At 68.0% G+C, this 18,467-nt stretch carries 9 protein-coding genes; 3 read left to right on the forward strand and 6 right to left on the reverse strand.

Annotated elements, in window-relative coordinates:
- Nucleotides 1-119: 119 nt before the first annotated feature.
- The 3 genes from HDA40_RS36605 to HDA40_RS36615 all read right to left on the reverse strand — a co-directional run bounded on the left by HDA40_RS36605 (nt 120) and on the right by HDA40_RS36615 (nt 3,397).
- Nucleotides 120-1,139: a LacI family DNA-binding transcriptional regulator gene (locus HDA40_RS36605; protein ID WP_253762451.1), complete on the reverse strand. Its 1,020-nt coding sequence runs from the start codon at nt 1,137-1,139 to the stop codon at nt 120-122.
- 211 nt (nt 1,140-1,350) lie between these two features.
- Nucleotides 1,351-2,145, reverse strand: coding sequence for a hypothetical protein (locus tag HDA40_RS36610; RefSeq protein WP_253762452.1), 795 nt, complete (start codon nt 2,143-2,145; stop codon nt 1,351-1,353).
- A 157-nt stretch (nt 2,146-2,302) separates the two neighbouring features.
- Nucleotides 2,303-3,397: a family 43 glycosylhydrolase gene (locus tag HDA40_RS36615; protein ID WP_253762453.1), complete on the reverse strand. Its 1,095-nt coding sequence runs from the start codon at nt 3,395-3,397 to the stop codon at nt 2,303-2,305.
- Nucleotides 3,398-3,649: 252 nt separating this feature from the next.
- On the opposite strand from HDA40_RS36615, the gene HDA40_RS36620 reads away from it, so the two are divergent.
- Both HDA40_RS36620 and HDA40_RS36625 read left to right on the forward strand, forming a co-directional pair.
- Nucleotides 3,650-13,759: a LamG-like jellyroll fold domain-containing protein gene (locus HDA40_RS36620; RefSeq protein ID WP_253762454.1), complete on the forward strand. Its 10,110-nt coding sequence runs from the start codon at nt 3,650-3,652 to the stop codon at nt 13,757-13,759.
- 103 nt (nt 13,760-13,862) lie between these two features.
- Nucleotides 13,863-14,531 carry a hypothetical protein gene (locus tag HDA40_RS36625; protein WP_253762455.1) on the forward strand — a complete coding sequence of 223 codons (669 nt, stop codon included), beginning with the start codon at nt 13,863-13,865 and terminating at the stop codon, nt 14,529-14,531.
- A gap of 94 nt (nt 14,532-14,625) precedes the next feature.
- Here the strand turns inward: HDA40_RS36625 and HDA40_RS36630 are convergent, their stop codons facing one another.
- Nucleotides 14,626-15,993 (reverse strand): hypothetical protein, encoded by a 1,368-nt coding sequence (locus HDA40_RS36630; protein ID WP_253762456.1) that lies wholly within the window; start codon nt 15,991-15,993, stop codon nt 14,626-14,628.
- Nucleotides 15,990-16,820: a hypothetical protein gene (locus HDA40_RS36635; RefSeq protein ID WP_253763936.1), complete on the reverse strand. Its 831-nt coding sequence runs from the start codon at nt 16,818-16,820 to the stop codon at nt 15,990-15,992. Before HDA40_RS36635 ends, HDA40_RS36630 begins: the two co-directional genes overlap by 4 nt.
- Before the next feature lie 123 nt (nt 16,821-16,943).
- Here HDA40_RS36635 and HDA40_RS36640 point away from each other — a divergent pair, with 123 nt between their 5' ends.
- A complete protein-coding gene (locus HDA40_RS36640) occupies nt 16,944-17,999 on the forward strand; it encodes a hypothetical protein (RefSeq protein ID WP_275978386.1) in 1,056 nt (351 codons plus the stop codon).
- On the opposite strand, the gene HDA40_RS36645 is transcribed toward HDA40_RS36640, so the two are convergent.
- The gene (locus tag HDA40_RS36645) at nt 17,951-18,466 is read right to left on the reverse strand and encodes a hypothetical protein (RefSeq protein ID WP_253762457.1); all 516 of its coding nucleotides are present in this window, start codon (nt 18,464-18,466) and stop codon (nt 17,951-17,953) included. The genes HDA40_RS36640 and HDA40_RS36645 overlap by 49 nt on opposite strands.
- Nucleotide 18,467 lies beyond the last annotated feature (1 nt).

Here is an 18,467-nt window from a genome sequence, read left to right on the forward strand (position 1 = left end):
TCGATTCACCACGTCCGCACGAGGAAACCAGGCTCATCCGCGTGTGTCAAGAGCATTGCCGGGATGCTGCGACGACGAGACGACCGGCTGCACTGACCTGCCCGGTGTATCGACGCCGTCTAGCTGGGCGAGCGGTCCTCGATGTGGTCACCACAGGACTCCCGCACAACCAGCCGCGGCTCCGTCAGGTGCGATCGCACGGTGGGCTCCGCGCCGGAGATGACCGCGAGCAACGCCTGGGCGGCCGTCTCGCCGAGGAGCCGGCCGTTGGTCGCGACGCTCGTCAGGGATGGCACCGACGCCTGCGCGGCGGCGACGTCGTCGTAGCCGATGATCCGCGTGGCTCCGGCGCGGCCCTGCTCGTACAAGGCCCGGGCGACGCCCATCGCGATGCTGTCGTTGTGGCAGATGACGCCGTCCGGCAGTTCGCCGCGGCTCAGCGCGTGACCTGCCCGCAGGCCGGCCTCCACGGTGGACTCGCTGGTCACGTCGACAAGGCTGACGCCGGTGCCGGACTCGGCGATGGCCCTGCGTACGCCGTGGAGCCGGTCGATCCGTGCGACGCCGAGTTCAGGCCCGCCGATGTAGCTGATGGACCGGCACCGGTGCGCGCGGACGAGGTGGTCCGCGGCCAGATATCCACCCCGCACCTCGTCGGAGCCGACGTAGGGCTCGGTGGACCCGGCGATGTAGCGGCTCAGGAAGACCGTGGGTACGTCCCACGAGTGAATGGCGTTGACCAGGTCGCGGTCACTGCCCGTGGCCGGAATGATGGCCAGCGCCGCCACCTGGTGCTCGCGCAGCATCCGCAGCAGTCGCGCCTGCTGGTCGAGCTGATCGCGCGTCGACACCATCAACGACATGTAACCGCTGTCGGTGAAGGTCGACTCCACCCCGATCAGGACCTCGCCGAAGAAGGGCCGGTCGATGTTGGGCACGATCACACCGATCGTCCGGCCCTTTCGGCGCAGCGACGCCGCGCCCTCGTTGTAGACATACCCGAGTGTGTCGATCGACGCCAGGACGCGCTCCCGGGTGGCCGTCGACACCCGACCCGTGCCGGTGATGACATACGAGGCAGTTGTCCGTGACACCCCCGCGTGCCGAGCGACGTCGATCAAGGTCACCCGACTGCCCATACGATCACGCTAGCAGGCACCGAGTACCTGTCGCGCGCTCGACCACCCAGTGCGCCGGCATTGCGCCCGGCGGGTCGAAGGACGGACGGCCGCCGACCTTCGACCCCCAGATCAGACAATCTGAATCCGCACCACACCGACGTCTGGTGAGTCGCGTTCAGATGAGCTGATCAAATCGCTCGCACCTCGCCGCTGAAAGCATCACTCGGCGTTAGACGGCACGGACGTGGAAGATGGCCAGGCGGGCGTCATGCCCGTCGACGTTCATGTTGACGGTCTTGGTGGTGTTCAGGGTGATCTGCACGGAACCGTTGCCGGGCAACCAGTGCAGGCGATCGATGCCGGTGCCGAACGCTTTCTGCTCCGCGGCCAGGTCCGACGCGGTGCCGAAGTCCGGGCGGTTGGTGTCCGCGCCCCAGATCACCAACCTGCCCGCGTTGTGGTGCGCGAGCGCCCTGGCCTTGTGGATGTCCCGCATCAGCCACCATTCGTCGCGCAGGTCCGTGCGCTGGTCGCCGTTGAACGCGTTCGCGATGTAGTGAGTGTTGAGTACCGCGAACTCGACGGCCGGATGGTCCTCGTGCTGGACGACGACCTCGTTGAACCAACGGGGTGGGGTCACGCCGGTGATGCCGCCGTGCGCGCGCTGGGTCCGGCTGGACACGACGACCCACGGCCTGCCGACGCAGATCGGGATCCGGAACGACGTCTCGTGGCGTAGGAAAGCCTTGGTGTAGAGCGGGCCGAAGTAGTGGTCGATCATCTCCTCTTCGCCGGTGTCGCCTTCGCTGATCTCCTGGAAGCACACCAGCGGCCTGTTTTCGCCGTCGGCGTTGCGTACGGCGTCGAACGCGGCGTCGCGGGCGCCGAGGTTGTCCCGGCCGATGTTCGCCGTGATCACCGGCAGTCGGAACCAGTCGGTCGCCGCCGCTGCCGTGCCTGCGCCCGCGATGGCGCCGGCAAGCATGCCTCCGCCGAGTGCGAGTGCCTTACGCCTGCTCATCATGCTGGTCATAGTCGGACTCCAGTCAAGTGCGTGATTGGATACGAGTTAGAGAAACCGGTCGGGTGATGCTCTCCAGCGATCCACGCGTTTGCCCGGGGCTGCTTCACCCCGAGCGTCGCGAAGCGGCCGTGGGGCAAGCGCGTGGATCGCGGCTCAGTCATTCGACGTAGAAGCCCCCGGAGTCGAGCTTGAGCTCACCGATGATGGGGTGGCGCTTGCCGGTCGCCGCGTCGTACCAGGCCCAGACGACGCACCTGCGGTTGCCTTCGGTGTAGAAGGCCGCCATGGCGCCGGGACCGGTGTGGTTGCCCGGCAGTCCTCGATACGGCCCCAGCCCTCCGGTGCCGGTGTAGCCGAAGTAGGGCTGGTTGGCACCGTCCTTGAGCAGGGTGCAGCGGCTGGACGGGATCGGGGCGGTTCCGCAGTCGGCGATGCCGGTCGCGTACCGGGCACTGTTCCAGTTGTTGCCCGAGAACAGCAGGTAGTAGTGGTTCGCCCCGCCGACGAAGATCGAGGGATTTTCGATGACGTGGGTCTCCCCGGAGTCGTTGACGGTGTCCCAGGCCAGGTCGGTGCTCTTCAGCGCGTCGCGGCGGGTGCTCCAGAGGGCGAAGCCGTCGGAGCCCACCTGCACGATGGAGATCCCGGTCTCCGGATACGAGGTGATCGCGTCGTCGCGATACGCGACGTAGAGCTTGCCGTTCGCGACGAACGGGTTGGGGTCGATGGCCCACCGGCCGCCGCTGGGGCAGGCCCACTCGCCCTTGTTGGTGAAGGGGCTCTTGGCTCCGCCGGAGGTGGCCAGCCCGATGCACTTCTGGCTGGTGCCGGCTTTCGTGGCTGCGTAGTACATGTAGTACGTGCCGTTGTACAACGCCACGCCGGGTGCCCAGACGGCGCCGTTGTCCACCGCCCATGAGCCCGGGCCCGAGGGCAACGCGTCGCCGGCGACGCAGTCCGACATGCTGACGGTGTCGCCCGATCCGTGGTTGAGGAAGGGCACGTACAACGTCACGCCGCTCTGAGCGCCGCAGCGGGGGCCGGCGCCGGAGCCGACGGTCGTGCCGTAGGTGACGTAGGTGCCGTCCTTGGCTTGCAGGGTGCTCGGGTCGGCCAGGCTGAACGACGACGAGCCGGTGGACGCCTGAGCGGCGGTCGGCCCCTCCGGTGCACCCAACGCGATCGCTGTGGTGACCGCCAACGCCACTGCCAATGCTGACGCGAGCAGCGATTTCTGCCGTGGTCTGGTCATGGGTCCTCCTTCTTCGAGCCCGGGGTCCTCGTCCGGGCACGCGAAAATCCGTCACATCTATACCGGCACCGATGGAAAAATGGAACATCGTCGCAGTGATTTCCTTCGAACAATGGAAATTTTTCGAAGCTTTGCCAGGTCCCGGCGGGTGGCGGACGATGCGGTGCATTGTGCCCCTTGATTAATCGATTCATCAACCGCTAGCTTTCTCCCGACTCGGACTACGGTGTCCGCGCTCGAGAGGAGTCCGTTGTGGACCGTCGTCGCCGTCGTGTGCTGGCCGGCCTCCTCCTGACCACGGTGATGCTGCTGGTCACCGCAAATCCGCAACCGGTCACGATATTCGGCCCGGTGGATGTGCGCGTGAGCTGGCTGTGGTCGTGGCTGACGGCGCCGTCAGCGTTCGCGGGAGGGCAACCGATCGGTCCCGCGCAGGAGAGCGGGACAGCGGCAGGCAAGGGTCACTACGTCGGATACGCCGCCACGAAGGCGTCCGGCGGGGCGGGTCGGGTACCGGACTCGACGTCGGCCGAGCGGCAGGACGGCAGGGTCCAGCAGCTGACTACTCCGGACATCAAGGGCTTCGAACCCGGCCGGAGCGTGCGTAGCGCGAAGGACTCGACTGCGGGTTCCGACCTGTTCGTGAATCCGGACGGCTCCTACACGCGTGAGGTGTCCCAAGGCACCGTCAACTTCCAGGACGCGAAGGGCGCCTGGCAGAAGATCGACGCCCGAGTGACGTCTGTGGGGGAGCGGCTGGGCCAGCGGGCGAACCGGCTGGGGCTGCAGTTCGCGCGCCGCGGCGACGACCGGCGGCTGGTGTCGGCGTCGTTCGACGGCGTCGGGTTCGGTTACTCGTTGCAGGGCGCGTCCGGTGTTCCGGCGCAGACCGGGGCGTACTCGGTGACCTATGCCGGGGTGTTGCCGGGGACCGATGTGGTGGTGGAATCCCGGGAGAGCGGGGTCAAGGAGTCGATCGTGCTCCAGCGGCGGGGCGCCGTGCACGAGTGGGTCTTCCCGCTCCAGCTGGACGGCCTCGTCGCCGCGCTCGACGCCGACGGTGGTGTCGTGCTCACCGATGCGAAGGGTGCGGTCAAGGGCCGCATCCCGCCGGGCCTGATGCACGACTCCAAGTTCGACACCGCCAGTGGGGAGTTCACGACATCGAATGCCGTTCGCTACGAGCTGGTCCAGGTCGGCGGCGGCGTCGGCCTGAAGGTGATCGCGGACGAGCAGTGGCTCACCGCGCCCGAGCGCGTCTACCCCGTAACGGTCGACCCGACCGCGGAGTTCATGAACACCTCGGACACCTACATGTACTACGGCAACGACGTGGACCACTCCGGCGAGGACAACCTCGCCGTCGGCACCTGGGACGCCGGTACGCATCGGGGCAAGGCGCTGATGGCGTTCTCCGGTTTCAGCAGCACGTTCAGCGGGCTGCGGATCACGTCGGCTCGGCTGTACCTGTTCCTGACCTGGCAGGGCAGTTGCACCGCACAGCCGTACACGGTTCATCAGGTCAACGAGTCCTGGTCGCAGAGCACCGTCCGCTATGGCAGCGTGAATTACGACGGCCCGGCGTTCAGCTCCGCGATCGGAACGCAGACACCGACGAACTATTCGCAGGCGTGTGCGAATACCGGTGGTGATCGGACGGTCGGCGAGTGGACGAGCGTGGCGTTGGACAAGGCCACGCTCGACGGCTGGCTCAGCGGCACGATCCCCAATTACGGCCTGCTGGTCAACGCCTCGCCGACCCAGACAGCCGACTTCAAGCGGTTCACTTCTCGCAACGGTCCGTCCGGGGCGGTCTGTGACAGCCACACGTGCGCTCCGTTCCTGTCGGTGTCCTACACCCCGAACAAGGCTCCGCAGATCGACGCGCAGTACCCGCCACGGGACTACCAGGCGACCTCGCTGACGCCGGAGTTGCTGGCCAAGGGGCATGACCCGGATGTGTGGCCGAAGGCCATGCAGTACAACTTCAAGGTCAACGACGCGTCAGGTGCGCTGGTGGCGACGTCGGGCTGGACCAGCTCGTCGAGCTGGACGGTGCCGGCGGGGAAGCTGCAGTGGTCCAAGACCTACTACTGGTGGGTCGTGTCCTACGACGGGTGGGCGAGCAGCCCGGATCCGCTGAACGTGGCGTACTACTTCCCACTGTCGACTCCGCCACCGCAGCCGTTGGTGACATCCGGCCTGTCGCAGGACGGCGGCGGCCGCGGGTTCGAACCAAGCGTCGGCAACTACACGACGGAGGCGATGGACGCGCAGGTCGCCACAGTCGGGCCGGCGTTGACGATCCAGCGGTCGTACAACAGCCGCGACCCGCGTACGGGGTCGGCGTTCGGCGCGGGCTGGTCGACGGTGGTCGACGCCAACGTCGTCGAGCGGTACACGACGGCGAACGCGAAGACGGCCGTGATCACGTATCCGACCGGGACAGAGGTGGCGTTCGGGCGTAACGCCGATGGCAGTTTCACTCCGCCGTCGGGCCGGTTCTCCGTGCTCACCGCGATCACCGGTGGGTATTCGCTGCTCGACAAGGACGGCACGACATATCTGTTCACCCGGCTCGTCTCTGGGACGGCGGGTGCGAACGCGCTCTATGGGCTGACGTCGATCAAGGATTCGGCGGGTCGGGCGCTGACCTTCGCGTACGACGCGGCGGGTCGGGTCGAGACCATGACGTCGGCCTCCGGCCGCGCGCTGCATCTGACGTGGTCCACGCCCGCGGGCGCGAGCAAGGCCCACGTCGCCACGGTCTACACCGACCCGGCGGTCGCGGGCGACTCCAGCTCCGTTTCCATCTGGTCGTACGCCTACAGCGGTGACCAGCTCACGAAGGTGTGCCCACCGACCGACACCACGCACTGCACGACCTACGAGTACGGTACTGGCACGCAATACCCGACGGCATTGCTGGACGCAGGTCCCCGTTCGTACTGGCGGCTGTCGGAGGCGGCGGGAGTGGCCAAGGCGGCCAGCACGGTGCTGGACAATGCCGGCACCGACGCCGCGACATTCAAGAATGTGACGCTGGGCCAGGCGGGATCGCTGCCCGGTTCGTCGGCGACGGCGGCCGGATTCAACGGCACCTCCTCCTACGTCGAGATGCCGGCCAAGCTGGTGACCGCGGCGAGCTATCAGTCGCTGAGCATGTGGTTCAAGACCACGACGCCCGAAGGGGTGTTGTTCAGCTATCAGAAGGACCCGATCACCAACGGCACCACCGCCGCCAACTACGTTCCGGCTCTGTATGTCGGTACCAGCGGAAAGCTGCACGCGGAGTTCTGGAACGGCGCGTCGGCCAGTGCCATCGCCTCGCCGAGCCCGGTCACCGACGGCGCTTGGCACCATGTGGTGCTCGCGGCGGCCGGTGACACCCAGACGCTCTACCTCGACGGGACTGCGGTCGGCACCCTGGCCGGGCTGATCAAACTGGCTGACGCGAACAGCACGGCGCACGAGTACGTCGGAGCCGGGTTCATCGGCGGAAGCTGGCCCGATCAGCCGCACCCGAGCGAGGCCGTCGCGACGTACTTCTCCGGATCGATCTCGGATGTGGCGTTGTTCGACCGGACGCTGACCGCGGCCGACGTCGCGAGCTTGCGCGGAGCGGCTTCGGCGGCCGCGCACCCGGTGACGAAGATCATCCGTCCCTCGGGTGCGACGGCGGCGCAGATCTCCTACGACCCGGTCAGCGGTGTCGTGACGCAGGTGATCGACGAGCACAACGGCACCTGGAAGATCAGCAACCCGACGGTGGCCGGATCGTCGCAGATCTACGCGGCGTCAGTGCTTTCCGGCGGCCCGGCCGATTATCTGCGGATGACCGAGACCGGAGTCTCCGAGGCGGTCAACGAGGTCAACGGCGGGGTGGCGACCTACAACACGGTGACCCTCGGCTCGCCCGGCCCGTTCGCCGACGCGACGGCGGCCAAGTTCAACGGAACTGCCTCCTACGTCGAGCTGCCGGCGACGGAGGTCCCCGGAACCGCGCCGAATTCGGTGTCGATGTGGTTCAGCATGCCGTCGGGATCGACCAAGGGCGGGGTGCTTTACGCGTACCAAAGCATGTCCATGGATGATGTCGACGCGGCCGGCAGCTGGGTGCCGGCGCTGTATGTGGGCGTCGACGGCAAGCTGCGCGGGGCGTTCTGGACCGGAAGCGCCGCGAACGTCTTGACCACCGCGGCCTCGGTGGCCGACGGTAAGTGGCATCACGTGGCCTTGGCCGCGAGCAGCACCAGCCAGTCCCTCTACCTGGACGGAACGCTGGTCGGCACCCGCAACGCGGCCCGGGTCGCACCCTCCACCACGCCCGTGTACGCCTACCTCGGCGCCGGGAAATGGTCGTCCGTTTGGACGGGATACGACGGGGACTCGTCAGGCTACTTCCCGGGGTCGATCGGCGAGTTCGCGTTCTTCACCTCGCAGCTGACCGCGGCCCAGGTCGCCGACCAGGTGGCGGCGGGCAAGAACGCCTCGGCGACCGCAGCGGGCGCGGCACTGGCGAAGAGAATCGTGGTGACCGATCCGCTGAACGCGACGACCACCTATCTCTACGACGTGGACAACGGCAGCCGTCAGGTCGCCGAGATCTGGGCCGACGGCGGCTCCGAGCGGCAGACGACGTACGGGTACAAGGACGGCTTCCTGCGGACGGTGACCGACCCGAACGGCAACGTGACCACCAGTGAGTACGACGGGCGGGGCAACACGGTCTCGGAGCAGACCTGCCAGGATCGATCGGCCGGAAGATGTTCCACCGTCTACTACTCCTACTTCCTGAACAGCGCCTCGGCGCTTGATCCTCGCAACGACCAGCTGACCGAGGTACGCGACGGCCGGTCGGCCGGCCCGACGGACAACACGTATGTGACGAAGTTCGAGTACGACGTGCTGGGCAACAAGACGAAGACGACCGACGCGCTCGGCCGCATCGCCAAGACCGACTACACCGACGGCACGACGATCGCGGCGGCCGACGGCGGGTTCGCCCCGGCCGGATTGCCCTGGCGCGTCACTTCGCCAGGCGGTCAGGTGCAGACGACCACCTACTTCGCCAATGGTGACGTGGCGCAGGTGACCGATCCGGCGCAATTGGTGACAAGGCTCGGATATGACGGGCTGGGCCGGGTGGTGTCGAAGACCGAGATCTCCGACGGGTACCCGAACGGTGTCGTGACGCGCGTTGTCTACGACAAGCTCGGGCGCATCACTCAGCAGACCGATCCGGCGACGACGAACCGGGTGACGGGCGCGGTCCACACTCCGGTGACTACCACGACCTACGACTATGACGGGCAGATCACTCAGCAGACGGTCGGCGATGCGACCGGTGGGGACGCCGCCCGGACCTTGAAGAACAGCTATGACGCCCTGGGCCACATCGCGACGGCGACCGACGCGACCGGGAAGGTGACGACGTTCGGGTACGACCTCTACGGCAACCTGACGCGCGAGGTCGACGAGACCGGGGTGGAGACCCGGTACGCATACGACGCGAACGGGCATCTGCTGACCAGCACGCTCGTCGGCTACACCGGCGACCCGAACAATCCCGTCTCCGCCCGGGACCTCGTGACCGAGTCGCGGGCGTACGACCCGGCGGGCCGGCTGGCGTCGATCACCGATGCGATGGGTTTCGTCACGGCATTCCTCTACACCGACAACAACCTCCAGGTCGCGGTGGTCAAGAAGAACGCCGACGGCAGCCAGTCCTACATCGCGGAGCAGACCGAGTACGACGCGGCCGGCAACGTGATCCGGGAAGTCACCAACAACAACGCCACCGAGACCGCGTATGCGGTGGACGCCGTTGGCCGGGTCACCGAGGAGACGCTGGATCCCAACGGCGTCGCTCGCAAGACCTTGTACTCCTACAACAACGACGACCAGGTCACCATGAAGTGGTACGGCGACCACACCGGCTACTTCGGTGCCGTAGGCAGCACCTACGACACTGCGGGCCGGATCACGTCCGACTTCGTGCGTTCGTCCGGACCGCTGTCACCGGCCGGCTGGTGGAAGCTCAACGCGACCAAAGGCACCAGTGCGGTCGACAGCTCCGACCACGACTTCACCGCGACCGCGACGAGCGGAGTCACCTGGTCCGGCGGCGCCGCGGCGTTCAACGGCAGTACGGGCTGGGCCACCACCTCCGAGCCTGTCCTGGACACCACGCAGAGCTTCTCCGTCATGGCCTGGGTCAAGCTCGGGGCGAACTCCGCGATCCAGTCCGTCGTGTCACAGGACGCGAACGTCGACTCAGGCTTCGAGCTGCAGTACCTGAAGACGGAGAACCGCTGGTCGTTCACCCGGAACCTGACCGACACCACCGCGGCGTCCTCTTCGACGGCCCAGTCCACCGCCGCACCCACCCTGAACACGTGGACCCATCTCGTGGGTGTCTACAATGCCGCCGACGGCAAGATGACGCTCTATGTCAATGGTGCCGCCCAGGGCACGGCCGCCGACACCACCCCGATAGCCTCCAGCGGGTCGCTGGCGATCGGCCGCTCCAAGTACAACGGGGCGACCGAAGCGCCGTTCACCGGGTCCATCGCCCAGGTCCAGGTCTACCAGCGGCCGCTGTCGGCATCGGACGTGTCCAGCTTGTACGGCCGTGGATGGTCGGAGGTCCGCGCCCTCGGCGACGTCATCAGCAGCACCAGCCACACGTATGACCAGCGTGGCCTGCCGTTGTCGGAGAAGGATCCGCTGGGCAACACGGAGTACTACGAGTACGACGAGTCCGACAACCTCGTGGTCACGACCAGCGCGCCGGTCAACGCGGAGTCCAACGGCGGCACGCCCGTGTCGTCGCGTCCCGTGACGACGACCGGCTTCGACACCTTCGGCGACGAGGTCGAGCTGCGGGACCCGGACGGCAACGTCACGGTGATCACCCGGGACGCGTCCGGCCAGCCGGTCAGCACCAGACTCCCGAACTACACCCCGCCCGGTGGCTCGCCGATCACCGCCTCCGTGTCCCGGACGTTCGACGGGTCCGGCAACGTCGCCTCCCTTACCGATGCGCTGGGCAAGGTCACCACCTACACCTACGACCAGTTCGGCCGTCTGTCCAAGACGGCCGCGCCCAACGGCGCGGTGACGACGTACGCGTACGACCTGAACGACGAGCTGCTCAAAACCGTCGACCCGCTGGGTGCGTACAGCGAGTCGACCTACGACTATCTCGGGCGCAAAATCACGGACTCGCGGTTCGAGCGGTCCACGTCCAGCACGTTCACCACGTCGTACGCATACAGCAGCGCCGGGTTCTTGCAGAAGGCGACGCGGCCGTCCGGGTCGTATGTCACTTACACCTCCAACGCAGCCGGTGACGTCATCACGCAAGCGGACGCGGCGGGCAACGCGACCCAGTACGCATACGACCACCTGGGCAGACAGGTGACCGTCACCGCGCCCGACGGCTCGAAGCGTCGGATGGTCTACGACGAGCCGGGCAACAACACCATGGTCAAGGCGTACGACTCGGCAGGCCGGTTGATCTCGAAGATCTCGGCGGCCTACGACGGCAACGGCAACCAGCTGAGTGCCACGGACGCGATGGGGCAGACGACGACGTTCGCGTACGACGCGACGGGGATGGTGACCGGGGAGACGCAGCCGGTCTCGGCGACGGCGTCGATCACGACGTCGTTCGGGTACGACGTGCAGGGCCACCGGACGCGGTACACCGACGGGCGCGGGAACAGGCACATCTCCACATACAACTCGTGGGGTCTGCTGGAGTCGCAGATCGAACCGGCGACGTCGGCGAATCCGACCGACCGGACGTGGACGACCTCGTATGACGCGGCTGGGCGGGCGGTGAAGCAGACCCAGCCGGGCGGGGTGGTCATCACCAACGGCTACGACGTCGTCGGGAACCTCACGGCTCAGTCCGGTTCGGGGGCGGAGGTGGCCACGGCCGATCGGACGTTCGGCTACGACCTGGCGGGGCAGCTGACGTCGATGAAGGCCGGGTCGGGGACGGACACGTTCGCGTACAACGATCGTGGGTCGCTGACCACGGCGTCGGGTCCGTCGGGAGCGTCGAGTTTCGCCTATAACGGCGACGGGCTGATGTCGGGGCGGACGGACGCCTCGGGGACGAGCACGTACTCGTATGACACGGTGGATCGGCTGGCCGGGGTCGCCGATGCGGCCACCGGTCAATCGGTGTCGTACACCTATGACGGGTTGTCGCGGCTGACGAAGCAGACCTACGGCACCGGCGACTACCGCAGCTTCGGCTACGACAGCGCCAGCCGCCTGGCCTCGGACACGCTGAAGACCTCGGCCGGCGCGACCGTCGCCTCGATCGCGTACGGGTACGACCTGGACGGCCGGGAGACCTCCAAGACGACGACCGGGTTCTCCGGGTCGGCGGCCCACACCTACACCTACGACTGGGCCGGTCGCCTGACGTCGTGGAACAACGGCACGACCACCACCAGCTACGCCTACGACGCGTCGGGCAACCGTACGCGGATCGGCGCGAAGGTGATGGTCTACGACGAGCGCGATCAGCTGGTGGGGGACGGGTCGACGACGTACTCCTACACCGCGCGGGGGACGTTGAAGTCCACGGTCGCCGGGTCGACGACGCAGACGCTCACGAGTGACGCGTATGGGCAGCAGACGGCGATCGGGTCGCAGGCGTACACGTACGACAGTCTGGGCCGGGTGCTGACGGCCGGGTCGACCAGCCTCGCATATTCCGGTTTGGACAATGATGTGGCGGGCGACGGGGCGGCGACCTACAGCCGGGATCCCGACGGTGGGGTGCTCGGCGTCAAGCCGACTTCCGGTGCCGGGATGTTCGCATGGGCGGACCTGCACACGGATCTGGTGGGGCAGTTCAGCTCGACCGGGGCGGCGTTGGCCGGGTCGTCGACGTATGACCCGTTCGGCACGGTGACGGCGACGGCGGGCAAGGTCGGCAATCTGGGTTATCAATCGGAGTGGACCGATAGTGTCGCCAACCGGGTCAACATGCACGCTCGCTGGTACAACCCGGCGACCGGGCAGTTCGACAACCGCGACACCGTCGACAACGATCCGATCCCGGATTCCATCGACGCTAACCATTATCAGTACGGCGACGGCAACCCGCTGCAGACCATCGACTCGACCGGGCACTGGGGCTGGAACCCGTTCAAGGCGGTCAAGAAGGCCGTCCACAAGGTCACGAGGTACGTCTCCCACACGGCGTACCACTACGCCTACAGCCACGCCCGGTCCTACTGGCACGCGGCTACCCACGTCGTGCGTCACGTCGTTCATCATGTGAAGAAGGCGGTGCACAAGGTCAGCCGGGCCGTTCACCGGGTGTACCGGTCGGTCAAACACACCGTCTATCGAGCCGTGCACTACGCGAAGAGGACTTACAAGAAGGCCGTCAGCACGGTCAAACATACGTACCACCGGGTGAAGCACAGTGTCGCCAAGCACATCAATCACATCAAGAGCAAGGTCAAGAACGCGTACCACCGGATCAAGCAGGCCGGTTCACGGATCGTCGCCAAGGTCGCCAAGACCGTCAAAGCAGCGGCCAACAAGGTCAAGGACGCCTATCACGCAACCGCGAAATGGGTGAAGGAACATAAGGACACGCTCATCCAGATCGGCGCGATCGTCGCGGGGGTGGCCGCCGGCATCGCCTGCACCGCGGTCACTGCCGGAGCCGGCGCGGTAGCCTGCGCCGTCGGAGCAATGGCGTTGATCAACCTCGGCAAGGACGCCGCGCAAGGCAACATCCACGGCTTCAAGGACGCCCTCGGCTCCCTTGGCCAAGGAGCGCTCCAAGGCGCCCTCAGCGTCGTCACCGGCGGAGTCGGCGGCGTCGTCGCGGGCAAGATCGCCGGAGCGCTAGGTGCCTTCGGCGCCAAAGCCGGCGGTCGTATGATCGCCGGATTCGTCAGCGGTGCCGGCGTCGACGCCGCCGAGCAGCTGGCCACCACCAGGCGCGTGGACTGGACTGGCGTCGCCGTCGCCGGCGGTCTCGGCGCGGTGCCTGGAGGAGCCGGCCGCCGCTCCGCCGACGACGGCCCGGCGCTGTCGGGCCGCGACCCAGGCAAGCCGAGGACGGAGCGCGACGTCGAGGAGCGCAGGAAGGCCGACGAGCGTACGGAGATCAAGGATGAAGTCGAAGCCCGCCTGAAGGGACAGCGGGCGGAAGCGGACCTGGCAAGCACCATTGCGACGGTGGGATATGCGTCGTCCCATCCCACTGCGCAGCACCACATGGTGCCGGTCCACGCGGGGGCGGGGGAGGGACTGACAATCATTCCGATGGTCCTCGCGATCGCCGCCAACAGGGTCAGGCTGTGGAGGAACCCGTAAGTCCGTGACGGATAACGTTACGCCCACGTATGAGGAAGCGATGCGGCTGCGGCGGAGCCTCGCGCGGAGACGGAAGGGGTTGGCTGTGCCTCGGGCGACAGCGATGGATGCGGCCGAGTGGGCCACGATCTTTGATCCGCTCGCGAAGTTCGAGCCCGACGAGCTGAGCCAGGTGGTACGCGAGTCTGCGTCGATCGAGCTGGCGCGGTGCGAGCGGCACGAGCGCCGGTCGTGGTTCGGCAAGTTCCTGGTCGCGGCGTCATACGTGGTGATGATCTGCGGGCTGATCGTGTCCGGCATCGTATTTCTGATGGTTCTCCGGGTGAGGCCCGAGGAATTCCAGGCAGGCTTGCAGATCTTCTGCGCCGCTGGCTTCCTCGCGGGTTGTCTCACGGTTCTGCACTGGTGGGTCGACTGGCTGACCACGCCGTACCGGCAATGGAGCAGGACAGTCCTCGGGATCGCCGCCATGGAAGGGGCGTGCGCTGCCGGCTCGCTAGCGGCCCTGTATGTGAGGCTCCCGGAGCTGTCCGACCGCTGGCTCCTGATGATTCCCAGCTGGCTGCTTCTGCTGCTCGCCATCGCGTCTGTTCCCCTGGTCTTTCGCTTCACCCACCACGAGAAGCCACCAGCGGTGGACCTCCAGTCCTTGACGCCGAAGCAGGTCGAATACCTCATTGCGTACCGGCGTAAAGCCCTGAAGGTCCTCAGGGCCCGGAGCATCGTGAGCTACCCCCTGTTCGACGAGCTAGACCAAAGCCCCTTGACCTAACGTGAGGAGCGGGCTTTCTGAACCGCAATTCCTTCTCGGCCGCGGCCCATTCGCTCTGGGTAGGACTTGGGTTGCTGAGACCTCTCCGAACACGTCAGCGGAGGCGGAAGCGGCGCGCGGTCCGGCGCGCTACGCGTACGCCGCCGACGAAGGCGCGGCCCATGCGGGCCGGTCCGGACGTGCTCAGCAGCTCGACCAGGTGCAGCGTCTCGCGCAGTTTCTGTTCACGTTCGTCGGCCAGCTGCTGGTAGGCGGCCCGTTGCGCCTGGGCGTCGGCCAGCAGCCGGGCCAGCTCGTCGCGTTCGGCCACGAGGTCGTGCCACGTCGCGGCCGGTTCGCCGGTCGGCACCTCGGCCGGGTCCAGTTCGATACCGGCCATCGCGGCCAGCGCAACCGTCAGATCGGCCACCCCTTCGGCCGGCCAGGCGTGCGCGTACCCGTGGTTCGTCAGGAACGCCGCGAGCCGCCGCAGCGCCTCGACCGGCTCGACGCCCGCGCCCAGCGCGGTCAGCCCCGCCGGCTCGACGATCACCTGGTCCGCGGGCACGCCAGACGGTCCGCGCTGCCACGCCGTCAGCAGCTCACGCACCGCGGGCAGGTCCCGCTTGACGGCGGCCAGGCTGATCGCCTCTTCAAGGGTACGCACATCGGGGCGGTCTGAGTCCGGCACAGAGGGCGGCAGGTCCGCGTCCGGCGTGGATCCCGCGACGATGAACCAGGCGGCCGCGACCGGCATCGCCGCCTGACTGCGGAGGGCCCGAGCGGCCACCCGGCCGGGATCGGCCAGGGACCCCGTCCCAGCGCCGGTGCGGACGAGGGCGGCCTGCAGCACGCCGCTGTCCGGGGTGTCCGATCCGACCAGGACGGTGGGTTCGACCGGCGACGGGAAACCCCCGTACGCCCGCACGACCGGACGGCCCAACGCGGCAACGACGGCGTCGAAGCCGGGTCCGCCGAGGTCGCCGGCCCAGTCCTGGTCGGCGGGCGGCGTCGGGGGCGCGGTCAGCCGGTGCACCCCCAGCGGGTTCGCGATCCCCAGCAGCAGTACGCCGTCCGGCCGCAGCCGCCGGGTCAACCGGCCGAGCACGTCGGTCCATTCCGGACGGTCTGTCTCCGGTCCGGTGAGCCGGTCGAGACCGGCGAGCACCACAATCGCGTCGTACGCCGTGTCGGCGTCGAGTGTGGCGTCCAGTGCGGCCAGGTCACCGGAGTAGACGGTGGCGGACGGATACCGGGCGGTCAGCACCTTGGCGTCGGCACGGGCGCGGACGAGCAGCGTCAGGTCTTTCGTCCCGTCGAGGATCGCGTCGATCAGCTCGGGGTCGTGCGGGCCGACGACCAGCACCCGCCCCCGGGCGGTACGCGCGAGCGTCGCGAGCGCCTGGCCGCGGGCCGGGCCGGCGCCGTGCGTACCGTCGAGATCGGAGTAGGCGAGCAGTTCGCCGCCGAGCGGGTGGGTCATCGATCCGCCTTTTCTGTCGGCCAGCGCAGCAGCCAGCGCATCTCCGCCGGGTCCAGCAGCCGGTCGGCGCCCAGTTCGGCGACCGCCGCCGCGCGGGCCACCGCGACGTCGATCTGCTCGCCGTGCAGGTCGGGCCATTCCCGCCGGATGCGGGCCTGCCCGCCGTATACCGGATTCTCCCGCTCGAGCTGCATCGGGTCGCCGTAGACGGCCGGTTCGCAGCCGGCCAGCGTCCCGTAGAACACCGCCGTCGACAGCCGATTCGACGCGACGCGCAGGTGGCGGCGCTGCTCGCGGAGCTGGCGGTAAAGGAACTCCGGATCCTGGTTGCCCCACCGGTCGCCGCGGTAGCCGTGGCAGATCACCCGGAAACCTGCCTGCTCGTAGCGGTGCCGCAGTCGCCGAGACTGGTACTCCTGCCAGTACAGGCAGATCGTCACCGGGCCGGGCTCGGTCAGCTGGATCTGCGCGATCAACCGGCTGTGATCGCCGAGGACGTCCTGACCCTCCCAACCGTGGAACGGGTACCAGATCGTGCCGCGCCGCAGCTCCGTCGTGTCGTCGGGCATCATCGTCAGCAGGTACGCCCAGGGCGCGCCGAGTGCGTACGCCGTGTGCCGGCCGAGCGACCAGGCACGGCGGCGGGTGCGTTCGGACCACACGAGCAGCGGTACGCCCGGCACGAAGTCGTGGTCGGGGGCCATGCCGTCGCCGATGTTCCAGCCGTGCTGCAGATAGCCGTGGATGCGCGGGGAATCGCCGTCGTCCAGACCGCAGTAGCGGGCCAGGATGCGCGAGTGCCCGTAGTAGTGATTGGCGTGATGCACGGAACTCATTCGGTCGCGGTCGGTCCAGAACGTCGCGGGCGACGCCAGGAGCAGGTTATACGGCTACACCTGAACAACGCACGTACGGCGGGTGACTTTCTTGCCGTGGCTACTCTGTAGATCATGAAGCGGCTGGTAGACCTGTCGGTGGCCGGGAACGAAGCCAGCGATCTCCTGCGTGTCGAGTCGGCCGAGGTGCTCGCGGCGCTGGGCGCGCGGGCGGCGTACTGGACGGTGCTCGACGAAGGTCCGGTCGAGGAGTGCCTGGCGGTGTTGTCGCTCGGCGCCGACGGCTGGCATGCGCGGCACCTGCCCGCCTCGGCCGGTACGCACACCGGCCGCACCGAGGACGGTGAGGCGCTGGCCCGGCACGACGGCTGGGTCTACGTCATCGGCTCGCACTTCGGCTCGAAAGCCGGTCCGCTGCGACCGAAGCGGGCCTTCGTCGCCCGGTTCGCCGAGAGCCTGACCCCGCAGGTGCAGGTCGTGCGGCACCGGTTCACCCTGCATCGGCTGGTCAACGAGGCGTTGCGGCGGCTCGCCGACGAAGGTCACCCGGCCGCGCCCGAGCCGCCGGCCGCCCGGGTGCACGCCTCGTTCATCGAGGAGACGCTGCGGCGGGGCCAGGCCAAGGCCAAGCAGTGGGTGACCGATCTGCGGCCGGGCGATCATCCGATCAACGTCGAGGGTGCCGCGTTCACCCCGTCGGGCAGCCTGCTGCTGGGTCTGCGGTGGCCGGTCTCCACCGCGGGGGAACCGCTGCTGGTGGAGATCGCCGGGATTCCCGGCCTGTTCGCCGAGCCGCCGCTGCCGTTGTCGGTCGTCGGCGTGTACGCGGTGACCGGCGCGGGACCGGGCCCGTTGGGCGTACGCGCGCTGGCGCCACGGCCGGGGGTGCCGGGGGAGTTCGACGTCATCGTCGGCTCGATCGACGCGCTCGGCAAGAACTCGGTGATCATCGAGGAACACCCGCAGGCCCGGGACGCGACCTGTGCGCATCTGCGGTTCAGGGTGCCCGCGGACGGGTCGGTCGCGATCAAGCCGGTCGTGGTGGCCGATCTCGCGCCGCTGCATCACGTCGAGGGTGTCGCCGAACTCGACGGTTCACCGCTCTACGTCACCGACGAGGCTCATCGGGTGTCGCTCTGGGTGCACCAGACCTCGGCGTCGGCCAGGTAGGCGTGCGTCTCGCCGGTGACGGCCGTGCCTCCGACGGTCAGCATGCCCACGGCGCAGGGCATGTAGACGGTCGACAGCAGATGCGGGGTGCCGCCCAGGTCGAAGGTCTCGTCGCGGACGAGCCGGCGATCCTTCGGCTGGAGGATCTCGACCGTCACGTCGGCGGCCGACGCCCGCAGCCCCACGCTGAGTTCCTGATGCCACGCCACCGGGGCGTCGACCACCTCCGGATCCGGCCACTGCTGTCCGCGTACCTCCGGAAAATGCCGGGTGAACTCCTCAGCCAGCCAGCCGCCCAGCTCGGGTGAGGCACTGACTACTTTGGTCGTGCCCGCGTGCCAGAGCACGAGCGCGAGGCCGGAGCCGCGCTCGGACCAGTCCACCCGCCAGACGGAGGCGAACGCGAGCAGGCGTTCGCCGTCACGGACGGTCATTCCGGGATTCGCACCGATGAAGCGGACCGACATG

It is taken from the genome of Hamadaea flava (assembly GCF_024172085.1).
Classification (GTDB): Bacteria; Actinomycetota; Actinomycetes; order Mycobacteriales; family Micromonosporaceae; genus Hamadaea; species Hamadaea flava.